This window comes from Gilvimarinus agarilyticus (assembly GCF_000832015.1).
GTDB classification, from domain to species: Bacteria; Pseudomonadota; Gammaproteobacteria; order Pseudomonadales; family Cellvibrionaceae; genus Gilvimarinus; species Gilvimarinus agarilyticus.
In genome coordinates this window covers 2,311,045-2,329,680 of sequence record NZ_JXCJ01000001.1, presented here as the reverse complement: position 1 = coordinate 2,329,680, position 18,636 = coordinate 2,311,045, and the positions used below count along the sequence as shown (strand labels likewise).

At 53.1% G+C, this 18,636-nt stretch carries 11 protein-coding genes; 8 read left to right on the top strand and 3 right to left on the bottom strand.

What is annotated here, in order from left to right:
• Positions 1-76: 76 nt before the first annotated feature.
• Positions 77-820: a 30S ribosomal protein S2 gene (gene rpsB / locus SD69_RS10000; protein ID WP_041523110.1), complete on the bottom strand. Its 744-nt coding sequence runs from the start codon at positions 818-820 to the stop codon at positions 77-79.
• A gap of 373 nt (positions 821-1,193) precedes the next feature.
• Here rpsB and map point away from each other — a divergent pair, with 373 nt between their 5' ends.
• The 6 genes from map to dapD all read left to right on the top strand — a co-directional run bounded on the left by map (position 1,194) and on the right by dapD (position 8,100).
• Positions 1,194-1,964, top strand: coding sequence for a type I methionyl aminopeptidase (gene map, locus SD69_RS09995; protein ID WP_041523109.1), 771 nt, complete (start codon positions 1,194-1,196; stop codon positions 1,962-1,964).
• A gap of 3 nt (positions 1,965-1,967) precedes the next feature.
• Entirely contained in the window at positions 1,968-4,667 is a 2,700-nt protein-coding gene (locus SD69_RS09990) for a [protein-PII] uridylyltransferase (protein ID WP_041523108.1), read from the top strand.
• A 69-nt stretch (positions 4,668-4,736) separates the two neighbouring features.
• Positions 4,737-5,933, top strand: a complete 1,197-nt coding sequence (gene dapC, locus SD69_RS09985) for a succinyldiaminopimelate transaminase (RefSeq protein ID WP_041523107.1) — start codon at positions 4,737-4,739, stop codon at positions 5,931-5,933.
• Positions 5,934-5,936: 3 nt separating this feature from the next.
• The gene (nth, locus tag SD69_RS09980; RefSeq protein ID WP_041523106.1) at positions 5,937-6,617 is read left to right on the top strand and encodes an endonuclease III; all 681 of its coding nucleotides are present in this window, start codon (positions 5,937-5,939) and stop codon (positions 6,615-6,617) included.
• 53 nt (positions 6,618-6,670) lie between these two features.
• Positions 6,671-7,024 carry an ArsC family reductase gene (locus tag SD69_RS09975; RefSeq protein WP_041523105.1) on the top strand — a complete coding sequence of 118 codons (354 nt, stop codon included), beginning with the start codon at positions 6,671-6,673 and terminating at the stop codon, positions 7,022-7,024.
• Positions 7,025-7,065: 41 nt separating this feature from the next.
• Positions 7,066-8,100 carry a 2,3,4,5-tetrahydropyridine-2,6-dicarboxylate N-succinyltransferase gene (gene dapD, locus SD69_RS09970; RefSeq protein ID WP_041523104.1) on the top strand — a complete coding sequence of 345 codons (1,035 nt, stop codon included), beginning with the start codon at positions 7,066-7,068 and terminating at the stop codon, positions 8,098-8,100.
• Between the two features lie 79 nt (positions 8,101-8,179).
• Here dapD and SD69_RS09965 read toward each other — a convergent pair whose 3' ends face one another.
• A complete protein-coding gene (locus SD69_RS09965) occupies positions 8,180-11,257 on the bottom strand; it encodes a hypothetical protein (protein WP_041523103.1) in 3,078 nt (1,025 codons plus the stop codon).
• 209 nt (positions 11,258-11,466) lie between these two features.
• Here SD69_RS09965 and SD69_RS09960 point away from each other — a divergent pair, with 209 nt between their 5' ends.
• Positions 11,467-14,322, top strand: a complete 2,856-nt coding sequence (locus SD69_RS09960) for a valine--tRNA ligase (protein ID WP_041523102.1) — start codon at positions 11,467-11,469, stop codon at positions 14,320-14,322.
• A gap of 366 nt (positions 14,323-14,688) precedes the next feature.
• Complete coding sequence (locus tag SD69_RS09955) at positions 14,689-14,979, top strand: hypothetical protein (protein ID WP_041523101.1); 291 nt, start codon at positions 14,689-14,691, stop codon at positions 14,977-14,979.
• 149 nt (positions 14,980-15,128) lie between these two features.
• On the opposite strand, the gene SD69_RS09950 is transcribed toward SD69_RS09955, so the two are convergent.
• Positions 15,129-17,882 (bottom strand): discoidin domain-containing protein, encoded by a 2,754-nt coding sequence (locus SD69_RS09950; RefSeq protein WP_198144085.1) that lies wholly within the window; start codon positions 17,880-17,882, stop codon positions 15,129-15,131.
• Between the last annotated feature and the right edge of the window lie 754 nt (positions 17,883-18,636).

The window sequence follows — 18,636 nt, the reverse complement described above, 5'->3', positions numbered from 1 at the left end:
AAAGGGGCGCAGCCTTAGCGGCCCACCCCTTTTACGTCTTACTGTATCTGTTACAGATGACAACTAGGCGGCAGAATTACTCCGCAGCGGCCTCGCCCTCAGCAGCAACATACTCGTCTTTGTTCGGTACTTCTTGCGCAGAGGCAGCGCCCTCGGCGCAGGCATCCGCAATAGCAGTCACGTACAGACGAACGGCGCGAATGGCGTCGTCGTTACCCGGAATGACGTAATCGATGCCATCTGGGTTTGAGTTAGTATCTACCACGCCAATAACCGGAATGCCCAGCTTGTTGGCTTCGGCAACAGCGATACGCTCGTGATCAACATCAACCACAAACAGCGCATCAGGCAAGCCGCCCATATCTTTAATACCGCCGATAGAGCGCTCAAGCTTCTCCATATCGCGGGTGCGCATCAGCGCTTCTTTTTTGGTCAACTTCTCGAAGGTACCGTCCTGAGACTGAGCTTCAAGCTCGCGGTAACGGCGGATAGAGGCGCGAATCGTTTTGTAGTTAGTCAGCATACCGCCCAACCAGCGGTGGCTAACAAAAGGCATACCAACACGCTCAGCCTGCTCTTTAACGATCTTTTGAGCGGCGCGCTTGGTGCCAACAAACATGATTTGCTTCTTTTGCGAGGTTAATTGCTTAACCAGGTCAAGCGTCTCATTAAACGCAGGAACAGTGTGCTCCAGGTTAATGATATGAATTTTGTTGCGGGCGCCGAAGATGTAGCGGCCCATTTTGGGGTTCCAGTAACGGGTTTGGTGACCGAAATGGACACCCGCTTGCAGCATTTCTCGCATGCTAACTGTAGGCATAATCGTATTCCTGTTGTATCGGGTTAGGCCTCCATATACCCCGCCAGCCAACCCATAGGGCACCCAGGCTGCACGTGTCGGTATATGTGTGACGTTAAGGTTTATTCGCTCGTAACCGCCTGACGCACTGCCAGAGTTCTCACGAACGGCGCGCTTTATACCATAAGAGCAAACCAAAGGGAAGTTTTTGCCCCTTTTAACCGACAAACCTAACCTCCGACACCGTCTCGCCAGAACCCGGTGGGGCCGGCTATGCCACGCACCCTGACAACAGCACAGCCCGTGCACTGTAGTCTGTGGCGCTGATCGGGTAAACTAGCCACTACCGTAAAAGCGCGCTCTACAAAGCGCGAGCAGTCCTAAGTGAGAAATCATGAGCGTATCTATTAAAACTCCCGAAGACATCGAGAAAATGCGCGTCGCCGGCCGCATGGCAGCTGAAGTACTCGAAATGATTGAGCAATATGTCGTTCCCGGCGTCACAACCGCCGAGCTAGACAAGCTCTGCCACGACCACATCGTCGACGTACAAAAAGCCATTCCGGCCTGCCTTGACTATCGCGGCTTCCCCAAATCAGTGTGCACCTCGGTAAACCACGTTATTTGCCACGGCATCCCCTCCGAGAAAAAGGTGCTGAAAAACGGCGACATCATCAATATCGACGTTACCGTGATCTACGATGGCTATCATGGCGACACCAGCAAAATGTATTTTGTGGGTGAGGTTGCCCCTCACGCCAAGCGTCTGGTGGAGATCACTCAAGAGTGCCTCTATAAAGGCATCGAGTTGGTAAAACCCGGCTGCAGACTGGGCGACATTGGCGCGGTTATCCAAAAACACGCCGAGTCCAACTACTATTCTGTAGTGCGCGAATACTGTGGCCACGGTATCGGCACAGTGTTTCATGAAGAGCCGCAAGTGCTGCATTACGGCCGCCCCGGCACCGGCATGGAGTTAAAAGAAGGCATGACCTTTACCATCGAGCCCATGATCAACGCCGGCAAAGCTCAAACCAAACTAAAACGCGATGGCTGGACGGTAGAGACCAAAGACGGCCGTTTATCCGCACAATGGGAACACACCCTGGCAGTGACCGCCGACGGTGTAGAAGTCCTGACCAAGCGCACCGAGGAACCTTTTTAAGCCATGATCAGTGCACAAACGCCCTACTTTACCCGCCCGCTGTTCTTTTTCGATCAGAGCCGGTTTCGCAAAGCGCTGAGCGAGCAGCCGCCCATTACGGTGTTTAAAGACGCCATTACCGCGGCTAATGCACAGTTTGACGTGCGCTTTTGCGAGGGTGAAGACATTCGTGCACTGGTCCATGAGCGAGCGCTGTTTGTCGACTGTTTACTGCATTACGCGTGGTATCAATTTGACTGGCCCGAAGGCATCAGCCTTGAAGCTGTTGGCGGCTACGGGCGCTGCGAGCTGCACCCACACTCTGACATCGATTTGCTGATTCTGCTCGAAGAAGGGCTTATCGATAACTGCCAGGATAACCTCGAACGGTTTTTAACCCTGCTCTGGGATATTGGCCTGGAGATCGGCCACAGTGTGCGCACCGTAAAACAATGTGTGGCCATCGCCGGCGACGACATTACCGTGGCCACCAACTTGATGGAGTCACGCACATTGGTAGGCGACCCTACCCTTCGTGCACACTTATTGGAGCTAACGGCGCCGGATAAAATGTGGCCGGCCGATGACTTTTTTAAAGCCAAGTACGAAGAGCAAAACCTTCGTCACGAAAAATACAAAAACAGCGAATACAACCTCGAGCCCAACCTTAAAAATGCACCCGGTGGCCTGCGAGATATTCAAATGATCTCTTGGGTCGCCAAACGCTTCTTTGAAGTGCGCACACTGAAACAACTCGAAGGCAAGGGCTTTTTTACGGAAGAAGAGTTCTCTTTGTTGCAAAACGGCGAAGAGTTTTTATGGCGGGTACGCTACGGCCTGCATATGGTCGCCAAGCGCCCGGAAGAGCGCCTATTGTTTGATCACCAGCGTGAGCTCGCCAAATTATTTGGCTACAAAGACACCGACGAACGTCTCGGTGTCGAGCAATTCATGCACAAATATTACCGCCTGGTAATGTCGCTACGCGAACTTAATGACGTGCTGCTGCAGTTTTTGTACGAGGCGATTTTACAGCGCGGGGTTAAAAAAACCGTTACCCCTATCAACGAGCGGTTTCAGCGGCGTGACGACTACATCGAAGTCGCGCACATTTATGTGTTTGAGGAATCTCCCTCAGCGCTACTCGAAATCTTTGTGCTTATGGCGCAAAACCCGGACATCAAGGGTGTGCGCGCCTCCACGATTCGACTGATGCGCGAAAGCCGACACTTAATTGACGACAGCTTTCGCCAAGACCCGGTTAACAACCAGCTCTTTTTGCAGCTGTTTACCTACCCGGCACAACTGGTAGACGAATTAAAACGCATGTCGCGCTACGGTATTCTCGGGCTGTATTTACCCGAATTTGGCCGCGTCACCGGGCAAATGCAGCACGACCTATTCCACATCTATACCGTGGATGCCCACACCCTGTTGCTCATTCAAAACCTCTGCAACTTTTTGCAGCCCCAGGCGAAAGAGGACTTCCCCGTTGCCTGGCACGTCATGCGCCGCCTGCCTAAAGTGGAGATTATTTTGCTCGCCGGCCTCTACCACGACATCGCCAAAGGCCGGGGCGGCGACCACTCCACCTTAGGTGCAGTCGATGCCGAAGCCTTCGCTCTAAGCCATAACTTATCCCCGCGGGAAACCCGGTTGATGAGCTGGCTGGTAGAAAAACATCTGCTTATGTCGTCGGTATCGCAAAAGCAAGACATTTCTGATCCAGAGGTCATTCATAGCTTTGCCTTGATTGTGGGCGATCAGATTCACCTGGATCACCTTTACGCCTTAACGGTCGCCGATATTAATGCCACCAACCCAGACCTATGGAACACCTGGCGCGCGAGCTTGATGCGCACCCTTTACCTTGAAACTAAGCGCGCCCTGCGTCGCGGCCTAGAGAACAACGTCGACAAGCAAGACTGGATTGAAGAAACCCAGCAGGCAGCCATCAGCCGCCTTAATCGTCACCACATTAGTACCGAGCAATGCCTGCAAGTGTGGGAAGACGTTGACGATGAGTATTTTTTACGTGAATCGCACCAGGATATCGCTTGGCACACCGAGGCAATTTTACAGCACGATGATAGCGACGGCCCTCTGATTTTAATTCAGGAAACCTCAAGCCGGGAGCTCGAGGGAGCAACGCAAATTTTTGTACGCAGCAAAGGCCGCGACAATGTGTTTGCCGGTGTGGTCACCGTGTTAGATGCTATCAACTTAAGTGTGCAAGACGCACGAATTTACAACTCAAAGTCCGGCTACACCCTTGATACTTTTTTTGTGCTCAACCAAGACGGCGAACCACTGGGCACCGACAGCAAAGTACTGCAACGCATCTACGACTCGCTACACGAAGAGTTAACCGCTACCGATAATAGCCGAAGCTTGAGCACGCGCCGCACGCCGCGACGCTTGAAACACTTCTCGCGACCAACCCGCACCAGCATTCGCAACGACATGCTCAGCGGGTACACTTTGCTAGAAGTGATAAGCCCAGACCGCCCCGGGTTACTGGCCTGTATCGGGCGCATCTTTATTGATTTTGAGCTACACCTACAAAACGCCAAAATTGCCACTTTGGGCGAACGGGTAGAGGATATTTTTTACATCACCGATAACGAGGGCCAACCGTTATCCGACCCGGCGCTGTGTCAACGCCTACAAGATGAAATATGCCGCCAGCTGGACGACCGCGTAGATCAGGCTGCAGGGTTTTAACCTACGCACTTATACAATTTTGCCAGCGCCCCGTGGGGCGCTGCCGAGTAACCGCACTGACGACTTCTGATGAATAACGACTTACAGCAGCTACACCCTTACCCCTTTGAAAAGCTCGCCGCCCTGAAGGCAGGCATTACACCACCCGCCGAGCTGGCCCATATCGCATTATCCATTGGCGAGCCAAAGCACCTACCGCCAGCGTTTGTATTGCGCGAATTGAGCAATAACCTCGACCGCCTAGCCAACTACCCGGCCACTAAAGGTTTATTAGAACTACGCTCCGCCATCGCTCACTGGGCCGACCAGCGCTTTGATCTATGCCAGAAGCTCGACCCGGAAACGCAAGTACTGCCGGTGAATGGTACGCGCGAAGCCCTGTTTGCATTTGCCCAGGCGGTGATTAACCGCACGGCTGATAAACCTTTAGTGGTATGCCCTAACCCTTTTTACCAAATTTACGAAGGCGCGGCGTTGCTCGCCGGTGCTGAGCCGCAATTTTTAAACTGCACCGCCGAGAACAATTTTATCCCGGACTACGCCTGTGTACCGGCCGACATATGGGAGCGCTGCCAACTTTTGTACCTTTGCTCCCCCGGCAACCCGACCGGGGCGGTAATGAGCTCAGCACAGTTTCAGCAACTGATTGAGCTCGCAGACCGTTACGACTTTGTAATTGCCTCCGATGAATGCTACAGCGAGCTGTATCAACACGAGCACCAAGCGCCGGCGGGCTTACTTCAGGCATGTAGCGATATGGGCCGGAACGATTACCGCCGCTGCGTTGTATTTCACAGCTTATCTAAGCGCTCTAACCTGCCGGGGCTGCGCTCTGGATTTGTCGCCGGGGACGCCGGTATTCTGGGGGCGTTTCTTAAGTATCGCACCTACCATGGTTGCGCTATGGCGGTACCCAATCAAATTGCCAGCACCGCCGCCTGGCAAGATGAAGATCATGTACTCGCCAATCGCGACGCTTACCGCAAGAAGTTCACCGCGGTACTCGATATCCTCGATGGCTGCCTGGAAGTAACACGACCTGAGGCCGGCTTTTATTTGTGGCCTAAACTGCCCATATCCGGCGAAGAATTTGCCCAGCGACTGTTCGCCGAGCAAAACATTACCGTCCTTCCTGGCGCTTATCTGGCCCGTGAAACGGCCACTGGCAACCCGGCAAATAATTATGTGCGCATGGCGCTAGTCGCCACTGAAGCCGAGTGCATCGAGGCCGCGCACCGGATCCGTCAGTTCGTTGCGAGTTTATAAGCCATGGGCGAACTGGTAGCACCTCGCAATTTAAAAAAAGCCGAGCGGGTAGCTCTGATTCAGCAAACACTGGATGAGCTCTACCCCGAGACGCCCATCCCGCTGGATCACTTTGACGCCTACAGCTTGTTGGTTGCAGTGCTCCTCTCGGCGCAGTGCACCGACGCCCGGGTCAACCAGATCACCCCGGCGCTATGGCAACTTGCGGATAACCCCTTCGACATGGCCAAGGTTCCGGTCGAGGACATTAAAGCCGTCATTCGCCCGTGCGGGTTATCGCCGCAAAAGTCCAAAGCCATCTCGGTACTGTCGCAGCGATTGGTGGATGAATTTGACGGCCAGGTACCCGCTGACATGGCAGCCTTAGAAACACTGCCCGGCGTAGGCCATAAAACCGCCAGCGTGGTGATGAGCCAGGCTTTTGGCGTGCCGGCGTTTCCGGTCGACACCCACATTCATCGCCTAGCTCAGCGCTGGGGCTTAACCAGCGGCAAAAATGTTGTGCAAACCGAGAAAGATTTAAAGCGCCTATTCCCCAAAGAGAGCTGGAATAAACTGCACTTACAAATTATTTACTACGGCCGCGAGCACTGCAGCGCCCGCGGTTGCAATGGGCTGGTTTGCGGTATTTGCCGCAGTTGTTATCCGGCCCGTAAACACCCCAAGCAAGTGCACAAACCCTAACAGCACGGGCGCCGCAGATTTGTTATTATGGCGCCTTTTGCGCGGAGCGAGTCATGACACAGCCCACCTTATACGGCATCAAAAACTGCGATACGGTTAAAAAAGCGCGAAAGTGGCTGGACAACAACGGCATCAGCTACCAGTTTCACGACTTTCGCGGTGACGGTTTATCCGCAGCCAAAGTTAACGAATGGATCGCCGAACCCGGGCTTGAAGCCATTATCAATAAACGCTCTGCCACCTGGAAAACCTTAAGTGAGCAAGACAAACTCAACCTTTTTGATGTATCTAGCGCACCGGCGCTGATTATCGCAAACCCCACGATTATTAAGCGTCCGGTKCTGGAAGCCAGCGGAACAACCCACGTTGGCTTTAACGCAGAGCAGTACTCGGCCATCTTTAGCTAAATCATTTTTTATTTTTTAACAACGCGCAAACAGGATTACTCATGAGCAAACTCTACAGCCTCGGCCTTGGCGTCGGCACCCACAACCAAAAAGGCGAATGGCTGGAGGTATTTTACCCCTCGCCATTGCTTGCCCCGAGCGACACCACCGCAACAGCTATTGCTGACACCCTGGGTTACGAAGGCGGCAATCAGGCATTGCCCTTCACGGCCGCGCAAGCTCGCGAGCTCAGCAGAGCACTGGCAGACGCCGGCGACGCCGAGCAGGCCGCTATCGCCGAGACGTTAGCGAACAGTGAGCGCCCCTTGGTAGCTACCCTGCTCGCGGCAGACGAAGCCCCAACCAGCGTGCCCGAAGGCTATTTAAAGCTGCACCTGTTATCTCACCGATTAGTGAAGCCCCACGGCACCAACCTGACCGGTTTATTTGGTGTGCTGCCCAACGTTGCCTGGACAAACGCGGGCGCCATTGATTTAGCGGAGTTACCAGCCAAGCAGTTAGAGGCGCGCCTAAAAGGCGAGTTATTGGATGTAGCCTGTGTGGATAAATTCCCCAAAATGACCAATTACGTGGTACCGGCAGGTGTGCGGATTGCCCATACGGCGCGGGTGCGCTTAGGCGCCTACCTGGGCGAAGGCACCACCATCATGCACGAAGGCTTTGTGAACTTTAATGCCGGCACAGACGGCCCCGGTATGATTGAAGGACGTATTTCTGCAGGCGTTTTTGTAGGTTCTGGCTCAGACCTCGGCGGCGGCAGCTCTACCATGGGCACCCTATCGGGCGGCGGCAATATCGTCATTAGTCTGGGTAAAGAGTGTTTGCTGGGCGCCAATGCCGGCACCGGTATTCCGCTGGGCGATCGTTGTACAGTAGAGTCTGGTCTGTACATCACCGCAGGTACTAAAGTGGCCGTATTGGATGACAACGGCAACGAAGTAAATACCGCCAAAGCCCGGGATTTAGCCGGAAAATCCGACCTGCTGTTTCGCCGCAACTCTTTGACTGGGCGCATAGAATGCCTGACCAATAAGTCGAGCGTACAATTGAACGAAGAGCTGCACGTTAACGCCTAACCAATCGATTGCGTTAAGCGTAAAAAAGCCGGGCCCTGAGCCCGGCTTTTTTAATTACGCCAAATAACGGCAACAAACATTAACGCTGAGCAAGCTCAGTAAGGTCAAGCGCAAAAGGGTATCGTTCACTGACAACCGAATCCGCCACCTGCAGCTCCAGTGTATCCGGCTGCCCTTTAATGGATAACGCAATCGCCTCGTCGCCAAACCAGTTGCGCATTTTTGCCGGATCACTCACCAACTCACCGCCCCGTAACGCCCGTACTGCCACCAAACGATTTACGTCACCCTGATAACTCAACACAAGCTCMCCTGCCGTCATTTTGGTTACCTGAATCTGCAGGGTTTCATCCTCCCACACTGCACCCACATCAAAGTCCAACGACTCGATCTGGATTGTCTCGGCAACATTCAGCAGCAGCTCACCGCGCAGCGCACTGACAGCATTAAGCTTTAGTTCGCGGTCGCGAATCGTGACATCGCCTTTGATCCAGGGCTTTTCTTCGTCTGGTTGATACTCGCCGTTCATCCAGTAGCCGCCATCGTGAGCAAAGGAAAAGAACGTCGTTTTATCCAACCGCTGTGGTGTACTATCGGCGCCCTGTACATCTATCAAGCGTACACCACCCGCGCCCAACGGCCCGACCAACGGCACCTGGTTAGACAAATAAACACTTACGTCGACACCCAGACCAAAACTGCCATCAAAATCGAGCCGCTGAAATGCTAAGGTAGCCGGCCCAGCGGTTGTCTCTAGTTGTGGTTTGCTCCAAACGTAACTAACACTCGGGGCCTCGGCCGCGCTTAATGCCTCTTTAACCTCAGCCACGCTCGTCTCGGGAAATGTCTTAGCGCCAAACAAAGTCCCGTTACTCACCGGCCACACCGAACTTACACGAAACGGATAACGTTTTTGCTCGCTGGCCGTAGCCAGCACCACTTTGATACTGGCGATTTCACCATGGTAATCCACCGAAGCACTTTGGCCCTCCCCAAAAAAGCTCCCGCCCCACATTGCGCTGCCAGAGGATAAAGGTTTGTTGTCCTTATTGAGGGCATAAACATGCAAGAGTTTATCGACGTCACCACTGACGCGATATTGCAGCGAGTGCTTACCGGCATCCATAAAACGAATTCGCACACCATCGCGCTCCAGCACTTTACCGCCCAGCGGTTGTTGCAATATCGCCGTCTCCACCGCGGTTGCCTGACGATAATCAATGTAGCCCTCTAACGAGCTGATATCAGAGACTTTACTGCCAGCTTTTAACACCACCTCTTTACTGCCACTTGACGAAGTATAAGGCACCGGCTCGCCATCAATATACGTGGTGCCCGATATGGTGTTGCCAATGTCAGCGGGTTCAAGATTTTTATCGGTACCACATTCGACAGCGGGCAACAAAGAGCCGCCCTCAGCGTCACTAACACGTGATAGGTGAATGCTTGCGGCCGAGCCCCGCGTCGGCACATTAGGCAAGTTATAACTCTGCACCTTTAACGCCAATGCCAGCTGCTGTTCATCGGTAAGCGACAACGACTCGACCCCGACACCAAAAGGCCCCACCTCGGTGGCTGGGGTGAAACTGCTATTAAACTCGGAGTAATCGCCATACGGCTTAAGCTGACCGGCGCTGGCAATAGTGGCAAACACCGGCGGGTTATCGTCTAAGCGCTCTTCTGCTGGCGGCTCACCGGAGGTGGAAAACATCCCTGAAAAAACCGAGCTCACCCAATTGCTCATGTCGCGCTGCAGGTGGCGATCAAAAAACATGGTAGCACCGACACTGTCGCCCGACTGGGTCACCTCCAATCGATCGTACAAACTAACCACTTCAGGCCAGTTTTTCTCGGCGTCTTCGCGCCACTCTTTTACTCTCTCATCAAACGCCTTGTAACTCGTGTTAATAAACTCTTTATCCTGGCTAAACACCTGAGTGCGCAATTCAACACCCGGCGGCACCGCTACAGGCTCGAGATCGATAAACACCCCTTCGGCCGGCTGCGCCGCCGCGCCAACGCCCCTTAACATCATTCCCGTCATTCCGCTGGCCGCCTCGCCAATATTCTCCGGAGCAAATACCGCCAGTGAGGCCAGTTGGTTGGCGCTTACCTGACGCCAGCGATCGAGCTTTTGGCTCGCGGGTGACTTTTTCTCAAAGCGCATTAGCAGCTGTTCGATACTCGCCGGGTCACCAACCAGCACGCGATCATCCGCAATCACCGCACGCAAAGTCTGCCCCGGCTCACAGGTGTTTTCGCTCACACGCTGAAATAGCAACCCATCATCTTGTTCGCGAACCACCTGATAACGCTCGGCCATCCAGTTTTTTATGCTGGCTGGAGTAAAAGCGCCGGTTAACACCAAAGCGCCTCCACTGTGCTTTGCACTGCGAGTACCCGCTAGCCAGACATGGGATACCTGCTCACGCAGGTCAATACCCGCCCGCTCCAGAGACTGCCACACGCCATCGTTCCGCTCGCCCACAGCGGGTAGATCGGCCTCGTCTCCGGCCAATGCCTCCAGACTAACGGCCCGCGCAACATCAATATGCGCCAAGGCGTAGGTATCCGGAGACGCCAAAGCCACAGCCCAGCGCTCTTGCTGCGCATCCAGCTGAGCGCCCTGCCACAGAGGACGCGTTATCCACAACACAAACACCAACAAGGCGATGGCGACCAAGACCAACGCCCCTAAAAGCACATACACCTTATTGCGCCGGCGAATGCCCGGGCTCCGGCTTGCCTCCGAGGCAAGCGTCGGCTCTTCGGCGTAGGCCCCGGTTACCGCACTGTCGTTATTATCGGCGGTATTTTCTTCCAGTGATTCTGCCACCGCGATATCCGCTTCGGCCTCAGCCTGCTCGCTATCTCGACCGGCCTCATCATCGGCACTGGTCGCGGGTGAGACACCACCATCAGCAGGCTCTTCGGCGTTGGCCGAGATCATCAAAACCGCGCCGGCATTAGCAAACGCTTTACGCCACTTGTAGGCCTCTTCGTCAGTGGCAACCTTTTTGACCACCACAGGCTTACCACTAAACAGCATGCGCTGAATTTGCGCTTCATCGCGCTTGAGCAATTTTGCCAATTGGCGTATGACCTGTGGACGGTCAAACCCGGTAATTAAATCCCCCGCAAACACCAGCTTTATCATGAGATCCTCTCTACTGCTTTGATTTATGCTTACTTTCCTCTATCGATTGCGTGAAATCAAGCGCCACAGTCAACGGCTGCGGCTAGGGCAAAATCCCCATCACCCCGGTGCTCTACTTGTGTCGCCAAACCCGTTATAATTGCGCCCTTTCGACTGAAAGCGCGCCCACCGACAACGGCGCCCAGCAATGATCAAAGGCAGTGACATTCATGGATAAAACCTATCAGCCCCAGGCCATCGAACAAAGTTGGTACAAAACGTGGGAAGAGCGCGGCTACTTTAAACCTCAGGGCGGCGAAAACGCCTACAGTATTATGATCCCGCCGCCTAACGTCACTGGTAACCTGCACATGGGTCACGGCTTCAACAATGCGGTGATGGACGCCATGATTCGCTACCACCGCATGAGCGGTGACGACACGCTGTGGCAAATGGGTACCGACCACGCCGGTATCGCCACGCAAATGGTGGTCGAGCGCCAACTGGCCGCTGACGGCATAAGCCGCCACGATCTGGGCCGTGAAAAGTTCTTGGATAAAGTTTGGCAGTGGAAAGAGCAATCCGGCGGCAACATCACCCGTCAATTGCGCCGCCTGGGCTCGTCGCTGGACTGGTCACGCGAGCGCTTCACCATGGACGACGGCTTATCCGATGCCGTTAAAGAAGCCTTTGTCCGGCTCTACGATGACGGCCTTATATACCGCGGCAAGCGCCTAGTCAACTGGGACCCAAAACTGCACACCGCCATCTCTGACGTAGAAGTCGAGAACCACGACGAAAAGGGCCACCTATGGCACTTGCGCTACCCGCTGGCCGATGGTGCCACAACGGCAGAAGGCAAAGGCTATCTGGTGGTTGCCACTACCCGCCCGGAAACCATGCTGGGCGATACCGCCGTTGCCGTACACCCAGAAGACGAGCGCTACGCATCACTGATCGGTAAAAAGATCGAGCTGCCTCTGGTCGGCCGCCGTATCCCCATTGTCGCCGATGATTATGTCGAGCGTGAGTTTGGCACCGGTTGCGTAAAAATCACCCCCGCCCACGATTTTAACGATTACGAAGTGGGCAAACGTCACGGCATGGCGCTGATCAATATTTTGGATGAAAGCGCTGCTGTGCTTGGCGCCGCCCAAGTTTTTAACATGGACGGTAGTAGCAATGACAAGGTCGACACCACCCTACCCCAGGCCTACGCGGGCATGGACCGCTATGTGGCGCGCAAGCAAATCGTCGCCGACTTAGAAGCCGCCGGGCTACTGGATAAAATCGACGATCACGCTCTTAAAGTACCTCGCGGAGATCGCTCCGGGGTTGTTATTGAGCCCTGGCTGACCGACCAGTGGTACGTAAGCACTAAGCCGCTCGCCGAACCGGCCATTAAAGCTGTCGAAGACGGCGACATCCAGTTTGTGCCGAAGCAGTATGAAAACATGTACTTCTCCTGGATGCGCGACATTCAGGACTGGTGTATCTCGCGTCAGCTGTGGTGGGGGCACCGCATTCCCGCCTGGTACGACGAGACCGGTAAAGTCTACGTCGGCCGCGATGAAGCCGAAGTACGTGCCAAGCATCAGCTGAATGAATCAGTTGTACTAAAGCAAGACAACGACGTACTAGACACTTGGTTTAGCTCCGGGCTTTGGACATTTTCAACCCTTGGTTGGCCTGAGCAAACGGAATTTTTAAAAAAATTCCACCCCACCGATTTGTTAGTGACGGGCTTCGACATTATTTTCTTCTGGGTTGCCCGGATGATTATGATGACTCTGCACCTGGTTAAAGACGAAGACGGCCAAGGCCAGATTCCGTTTAAAACCGTTTACGTGCACGGCTTGGTGCGCGACTCCCAAGGTCAAAAAATGAGTAAGTCTAAGGGCAACGTGCTAGACCCCCTGGACATTATCGACGGMATTGACCTAGAAACGCTGGTACAAAAGCGTACCACCGGGTTAATGCGCCCCAAAGACGCCGCTAAAATTGAAAAACAAACCCGCAAAGAGTTTCCCGACGGTATTGAATCGTTCGGCACAGATGCGCTGCGCATGACGTTTTGCTCGCTCGCCTCGACCGGCCGCGACATCAAGTTTGATATGGGACGCGTCGAAGGTTACCGCAACTTTTGCAATAAAATGTGGAACGCCACCCGCTACGTATTAATGAACACCGAGGGTGAGGATTGCGATCAAGACAACACTGGTGACGTCGAGCTGTCTCTGGCCGATCGCTGGATCATCAGCCGCCTACAGCAAGCCGAGCAAGCGGTTACCGACGCGCTCGAGACCTACCGCCTGGACTTAGCAACCCAGGCATTTTATGAGTTCTTTTGGAACGAGTACTGCGACTGGTACCTGGAGCTATCCAAACCCGTATTGTGGGATGACAATGCCAGCGCCGCGCAAAAGAAAGGTACACGTCGCACGCTCATTCGCGTGCTCGAGGCGACCCTGCGCTTGGCCCACCCATTGATTCCTTTTATTACCGAAGAGATTTGGCAGCGCATTAAAACCCTGGCGGGCGCTACGGGTGAGACTATTATGCTGGCCCCCTACCCCAAAGCCGATACCAGCAAAATCGACGCACAAGCCAGCGCCGACATCGAATGGTTAAAGGGCGTGATTGTGGGCGTGCGCAATATCCGCGGTGAAATGAACATCGCACCCGGCAAACACATACCCCTGTTTATGCAACAAGGCGGCGGCGATGACCAGCGCCTGCTTGAGCAAAACCGACAGTACCTGCAAAAACTAGCCAACCTCGAGTCCATCGAATGGCTCGATGCCGACGCCCAAGCACCAGCGTCGGCGACGGCGCTGGTAGGTAAGCTGGAGATCTTAGTACCCATGGCAGGCTTAATCGATGTAGACGCCGAGCGAGCACGCCTTAACAAAGAAATCGACCGGCTGGTAAAAGATCAAGAACGCACCGCAGGCAAACTGCAAAACCCTAACTTTGTCGATAAAGCACCGGCTGAGGTGGTTGCCAAAGAGCAGCAAAAGCTCGACGGCATTAGTACCTCTCTCACCACGTTGCGCGAACAACTGGAGACCCTGGCGCAGCTGTAAACCACTCTATAGTGCCAGACCTTACTGGGGTCTGGCACCTAGCCCCCCTTCATACCCCGCTTCATGGGCGTCAAAAACTTGGCTTCTCACCTCTGCTGGCGACCCGTTTTTTGTCAAGCGCCACAATACTGTTACGGAATAACAAAGATGCACGCTAATTCCTTCCGGAAATAACGAAATGGTAAGTTTTGCGCCAACTTCATTCCAAATTGATTAGTAGAAGTTATTCCCCAAGGCAGCAAGCGGTGGCAAAATAGCCGAAGAAAATGTGAACCGGGTCACACTGTTGCAGTTAGAACAACAGCCCACCCATGTAAAAGGCGGCCCGCACGCCGCGTTATCGACCTTACTATGATGGATACTGTTATGAAAAAGACTCTTATTGCCGCTGCTTTGTTTACCGCATTTGCAAGTGTAGGCGCACAGGCCTGCGAGAAACCACAGAACCGCCCTGCAATCCCAGATCCAACCACGGCCGTAACCGCACAGATGGTTAAAAGCAACAACGAAGTAAAAGCGTATGTTCGCGCCACAGAAGATTACTTAAGCTGCGCCAAGCTTAGCTCTAACCAGCTGCGCAGCGCCGAGAACGAGCTAAAAGACTTTGCCGAACAGTTCAACAAAACCATTCGGGAATTTAAACAGTTAAACAGCTAAGCGTTGAGTTTAAAACACCCATAAAAAAAGCCCCGAAAACCGGGGCTTTTTTTATGGGTTTAAATCGCCTCGCCGTTAAGAGTTTACTTGATCATCCAATCAAAAAAGCCGCCCGATTGGGCGGCTAAAGCGGCGAGGAACAAGCTAACTTAAGGTGCGTCAGGCCCCACATCACTCGCGCTTAAACGAGTCGGCTCATTAATGGCTGGCGAGCCAGACAGTACCGCGACTTCAGAAGAGCCAAGCGCGCCACCACCCACGGCCGATGCAGAACCGGTAGCGTAGGCCTGGTTGCCAGACCAGGTATTGGATGAGTCATTGGCATAATTGTTAAATAAAATGCCTTCACTCCCCACCACCACATTATTGTCCACGCTAATGTTGTAAGGCATGTTGCCGTAGTTATCACTGCCAATATGAATACCACCGCCTACACTGTCCACGATCGTATTATCGTACACCGCCAGATTGCTCGGGGTTTCGTGACTATCGGCGCCGGTACTGTCTGATGTGTCTCCAGAGTCAATCAGGATTGGACGACGCCAGCTAATACCGGTGAGGCCTTCCATATAGTTGTCATAAATTAAATGGCCCGAACCATACACGCGAATACCACCAGTTTGATAGTTATCGTCATCCCAGTTGGCACTAGCGCCCTCGCCGTAAAAGTAATTGCCATAAGCTTCGTTATTAGAGCCTAAACGGAACGATAACGACCCCATAGAGTTTTTAAAGGTGTTATACCGAAACTTATTGTTTGATGTTTTAACGGTGATGATTTCGTTTTCGCCATCGCAGTTCTCAAACAAGTTATATTCCACGACGTTGTTGGTCACCACATCTTGCGAATCCGCAATGCCCATCGCCATTACTTCACGATCTGAGTCGCCAGTGGGCGTCGTGCCATCCGGTACATAAGGGTATATATCTTTAAAGTGATTGCGAAATACGTGTAGATTTTTCGTCATTAGCGGATCATCAAACTGAGTTTTAATGTAACTTCCGGTCAGCTTGTAGCCCTCGGAGGTGAACATTTGATTTTTACCGCGGAACTCGTTGTAGCCAATCGAAATGTATTGACTTGCCTGAGTTGTAACAATCGACGTCTGACTGTTCATCACATCAGTGTGATCAAACACATTACGCAAAACCTGAATGTTGGTGGAGTTAACAATTTTTAGATAAGTGCTTTCGTCATTAGGACCAAATACAAAGCCTTGTAAGATAATATTATTGCTGTTGTCGATGGTGGCATTGGTTAAGGTTGTGCCGCCAACCGAGGCCGCGCGTATCAACACCGGAGAATTGAAAGTCAGGTTTTTAAGAGATATTTCACCAGAGCCAGTAACGATGATTTCATCACCCCCGGAGGCCCCCGCCAACACATCGGCTACATCGTCAGGCGAGGCCGTATAAGTATTGCCGCCGCCCTCCCAAGGGGTCGAGGAACTTGAAGAAGAGCCGTTGTCTTCAGACGAGCTACTACTTGAGGAGTTGCCGGTACTGGAGCTTGACGAGGAGGAACTGCTTTGCTCGCCGCCCTGCGAACTAACACTCATTTCGGTGATAGAGTTCCAATCATTCGAGCTATTGCCATAACCGACGTAACGAACATAGCGAGCATCTGTCTCAACAACACCAAAGCTTTCCAGAGATACACTCGAACCAGAACTATTACCGCTATAAAGCACGGTATCCCAGTTGTTACCATCGGTACTGGTTTGAATATCAAACGTTGAGCTACGTTGAGCGCCATTGTAAAACGCAATATTAACGCTACCGACTTGCTGCACACTGCCTAAATCTAACTGCAACCACTCACCACTGCCGAGCGCAGACCAGCGAGTGCTTAAGTCATTATCTACTACGTTACTGGCGACATTCCCGTCATCCGTACTGGCCGAGGCACTTAACGAACCGCTGGCCTCACTCGATGAACTGCTGGCTACGCTGGATGAACTCGAGGCATCGCTGGAAGAGGATCCTTGCCCCTCGCCGTTACCACCTAAGCTAAACCAATTTATGTTGAACAAGTATCCGCTACCGCCGTTATAGGTAAGGCGTAGTGGCTGCTCTCCAGCTTGTAAATTAACGGTAGAGCTTACCGTTGTCCAAGACGTCCAACTCCCGGTGGCAGGAGCCTCTAGCGAGCCCACAGCCGCCCCGTTTTGCGTAACGTTAATCGTGCCGCCATTTCTGGCGCTAGAAACACGCGCATGAAAGTTATACACACCCGACTCTGGCACATCCACCAGGTACTCGGTGTAATCACCGTTTTGGATATAGCCCACATACTCTCCACCGCCAACATCGACGGTGTAGTCACCCCCGGTACCGCTCTCTGTTTCGTAATCCTCAGCCTGAATCACTATTTCATTAGCACTAGCGGAAGAGCTGGACGACGCCACAGATGAAGAGCTCGAAGAGCTGCTAGTGATGGCGGAGCTATTGATATCGACTTCGGTAATACTATTCCACGTATTTGCGGTGTTGCCATAACCCACCACTCTAACGAAGCTTGCTTCAGAGTCTTCAACATCAATCGTCTGCTGCGCCGCCGTACTCGCCGGTTGATCACCATAGAAAACGCTAACCCAGCTGTTGCCATCAGTAGACGTTTGGATATCAACCGTCGAGGTACGCTGATCACCTTTGTAAAAAGCAATATCGACCGACTCAACCACGACCGCTTCCGCCAAATCAAACTGAATCCACTGACCATCACCGTTCGCGGACCAGCGGCTCGACAGATCGTTATCAAGTGTATTCTGTGGGACATTTCCGTCGTCTGCCGAGGCACTCACGGCTACTGGGTCAGCGGCATAGCTGCCCGCAGAATGCGAGACGGCCAACACAGCCGCTAATAGGGTAAGCTTTCCGGGCATCGGGGTTCTTTTGTTCATGGACATATCTCCTAGGATTTTTATAAGTATCGCTGCGGCCACTGCGAGTTACCCATAGGCAACTTGAGGGTGCACAACGTTAAGAAATCACTGCAAGAAACATCAAAACGGCAAAATCTGGGCTTTTTGAACGGCGTGAGCTTGATTTATTGGTTTTTTCAAGTCAGCTAAATAATGCGCCCATGCCTGCTCAACCACTCCCGACACTTAGGCGCCTGCACAGGCCCACCTATAACGTAGGGGTACCTGCCACACTGCGCACAAACGATAGCTCAATGAACACCAATATGTATACCGATATGTATACCGATATTTGTGATGCATTACTAGAAAAGGAGATTAAATTTGGAAGGTGGCGCGAAGATAATCATACGACGAAGAATCCAGCGCATTCGCGTAAACAATGAAGCAAAAAATTACCAGTTTGACGACCAATACTGGAAAGCATCACCGTAAATCGAACAGCGACAGCCCCTCAGAGGTTATCGACACTATAATTTGCGAATAGCCAAATGCGAGACAGCCCGCGACAGCCATCGGATAACGGCATAGCCCTACCACTATAAAAGGCATCTAACTTATTGGGCTAGCGGCGTCCGGCGTGTATGGCAAAGAGAGAGGCTGGCCAAGGTAGATCTTTGCGTCCCCGGCCCAGGCCGCCCTCTATTGCGTCACAATTCACCTTGTGACGCCCCAATTGCTCCCGGCAAATGGTCGAACGCTCTTCGAGTGATGTGCAGAACCCACGAATGCC

What these genes read in the sequence shown, in the direction of transcription:
- map (WP_041523109.1), top strand. Translation starts at nt 1,194, where the DNA reads ATGAGCGTATCTATTAAAACTCCCGAAGACATCGAGAAAATGCGCGTC.
- SD69_RS09955 (WP_041523101.1), top strand. Translation starts at nt 14,689, where the DNA reads ATGAAAAAGACTCTTATTGCCGCTGCTTTGTTTACCGCATTTGCAAGT.
- rpsB (WP_041523110.1), bottom strand. Translation starts at nt 820, where the DNA reads ATGCCTACAGTTAGCATGCGAGAAATGCTGCAAGCGGGTGTCCATTTC.
- SD69_RS09950 (WP_198144085.1), bottom strand. Translation starts at nt 17,882, where the DNA reads ATGAACAAAAGAACCCCGATGCCCGGAAAGCTTACCCTATTAGCGGCT.
- SD69_RS09990 (WP_041523108.1), top strand. Translation starts at nt 1,968, where the DNA reads ATGATCAGTGCACAAACGCCCTACTTTACCCGCCCGCTGTTCTTTTTC.
- nth (WP_041523106.1), top strand. Translation starts at nt 5,937, where the DNA reads ATGGGCGAACTGGTAGCACCTCGCAATTTAAAAAAAGCCGAGCGGGTA.
- dapD (WP_041523104.1), top strand. Translation starts at nt 7,066, where the DNA reads ATGAGCAAACTCTACAGCCTCGGCCTTGGCGTCGGCACCCACAACCAA.
- dapC (WP_041523107.1), top strand. Translation starts at nt 4,737, where the DNA reads ATGAATAACGACTTACAGCAGCTACACCCTTACCCCTTTGAAAAGCTC.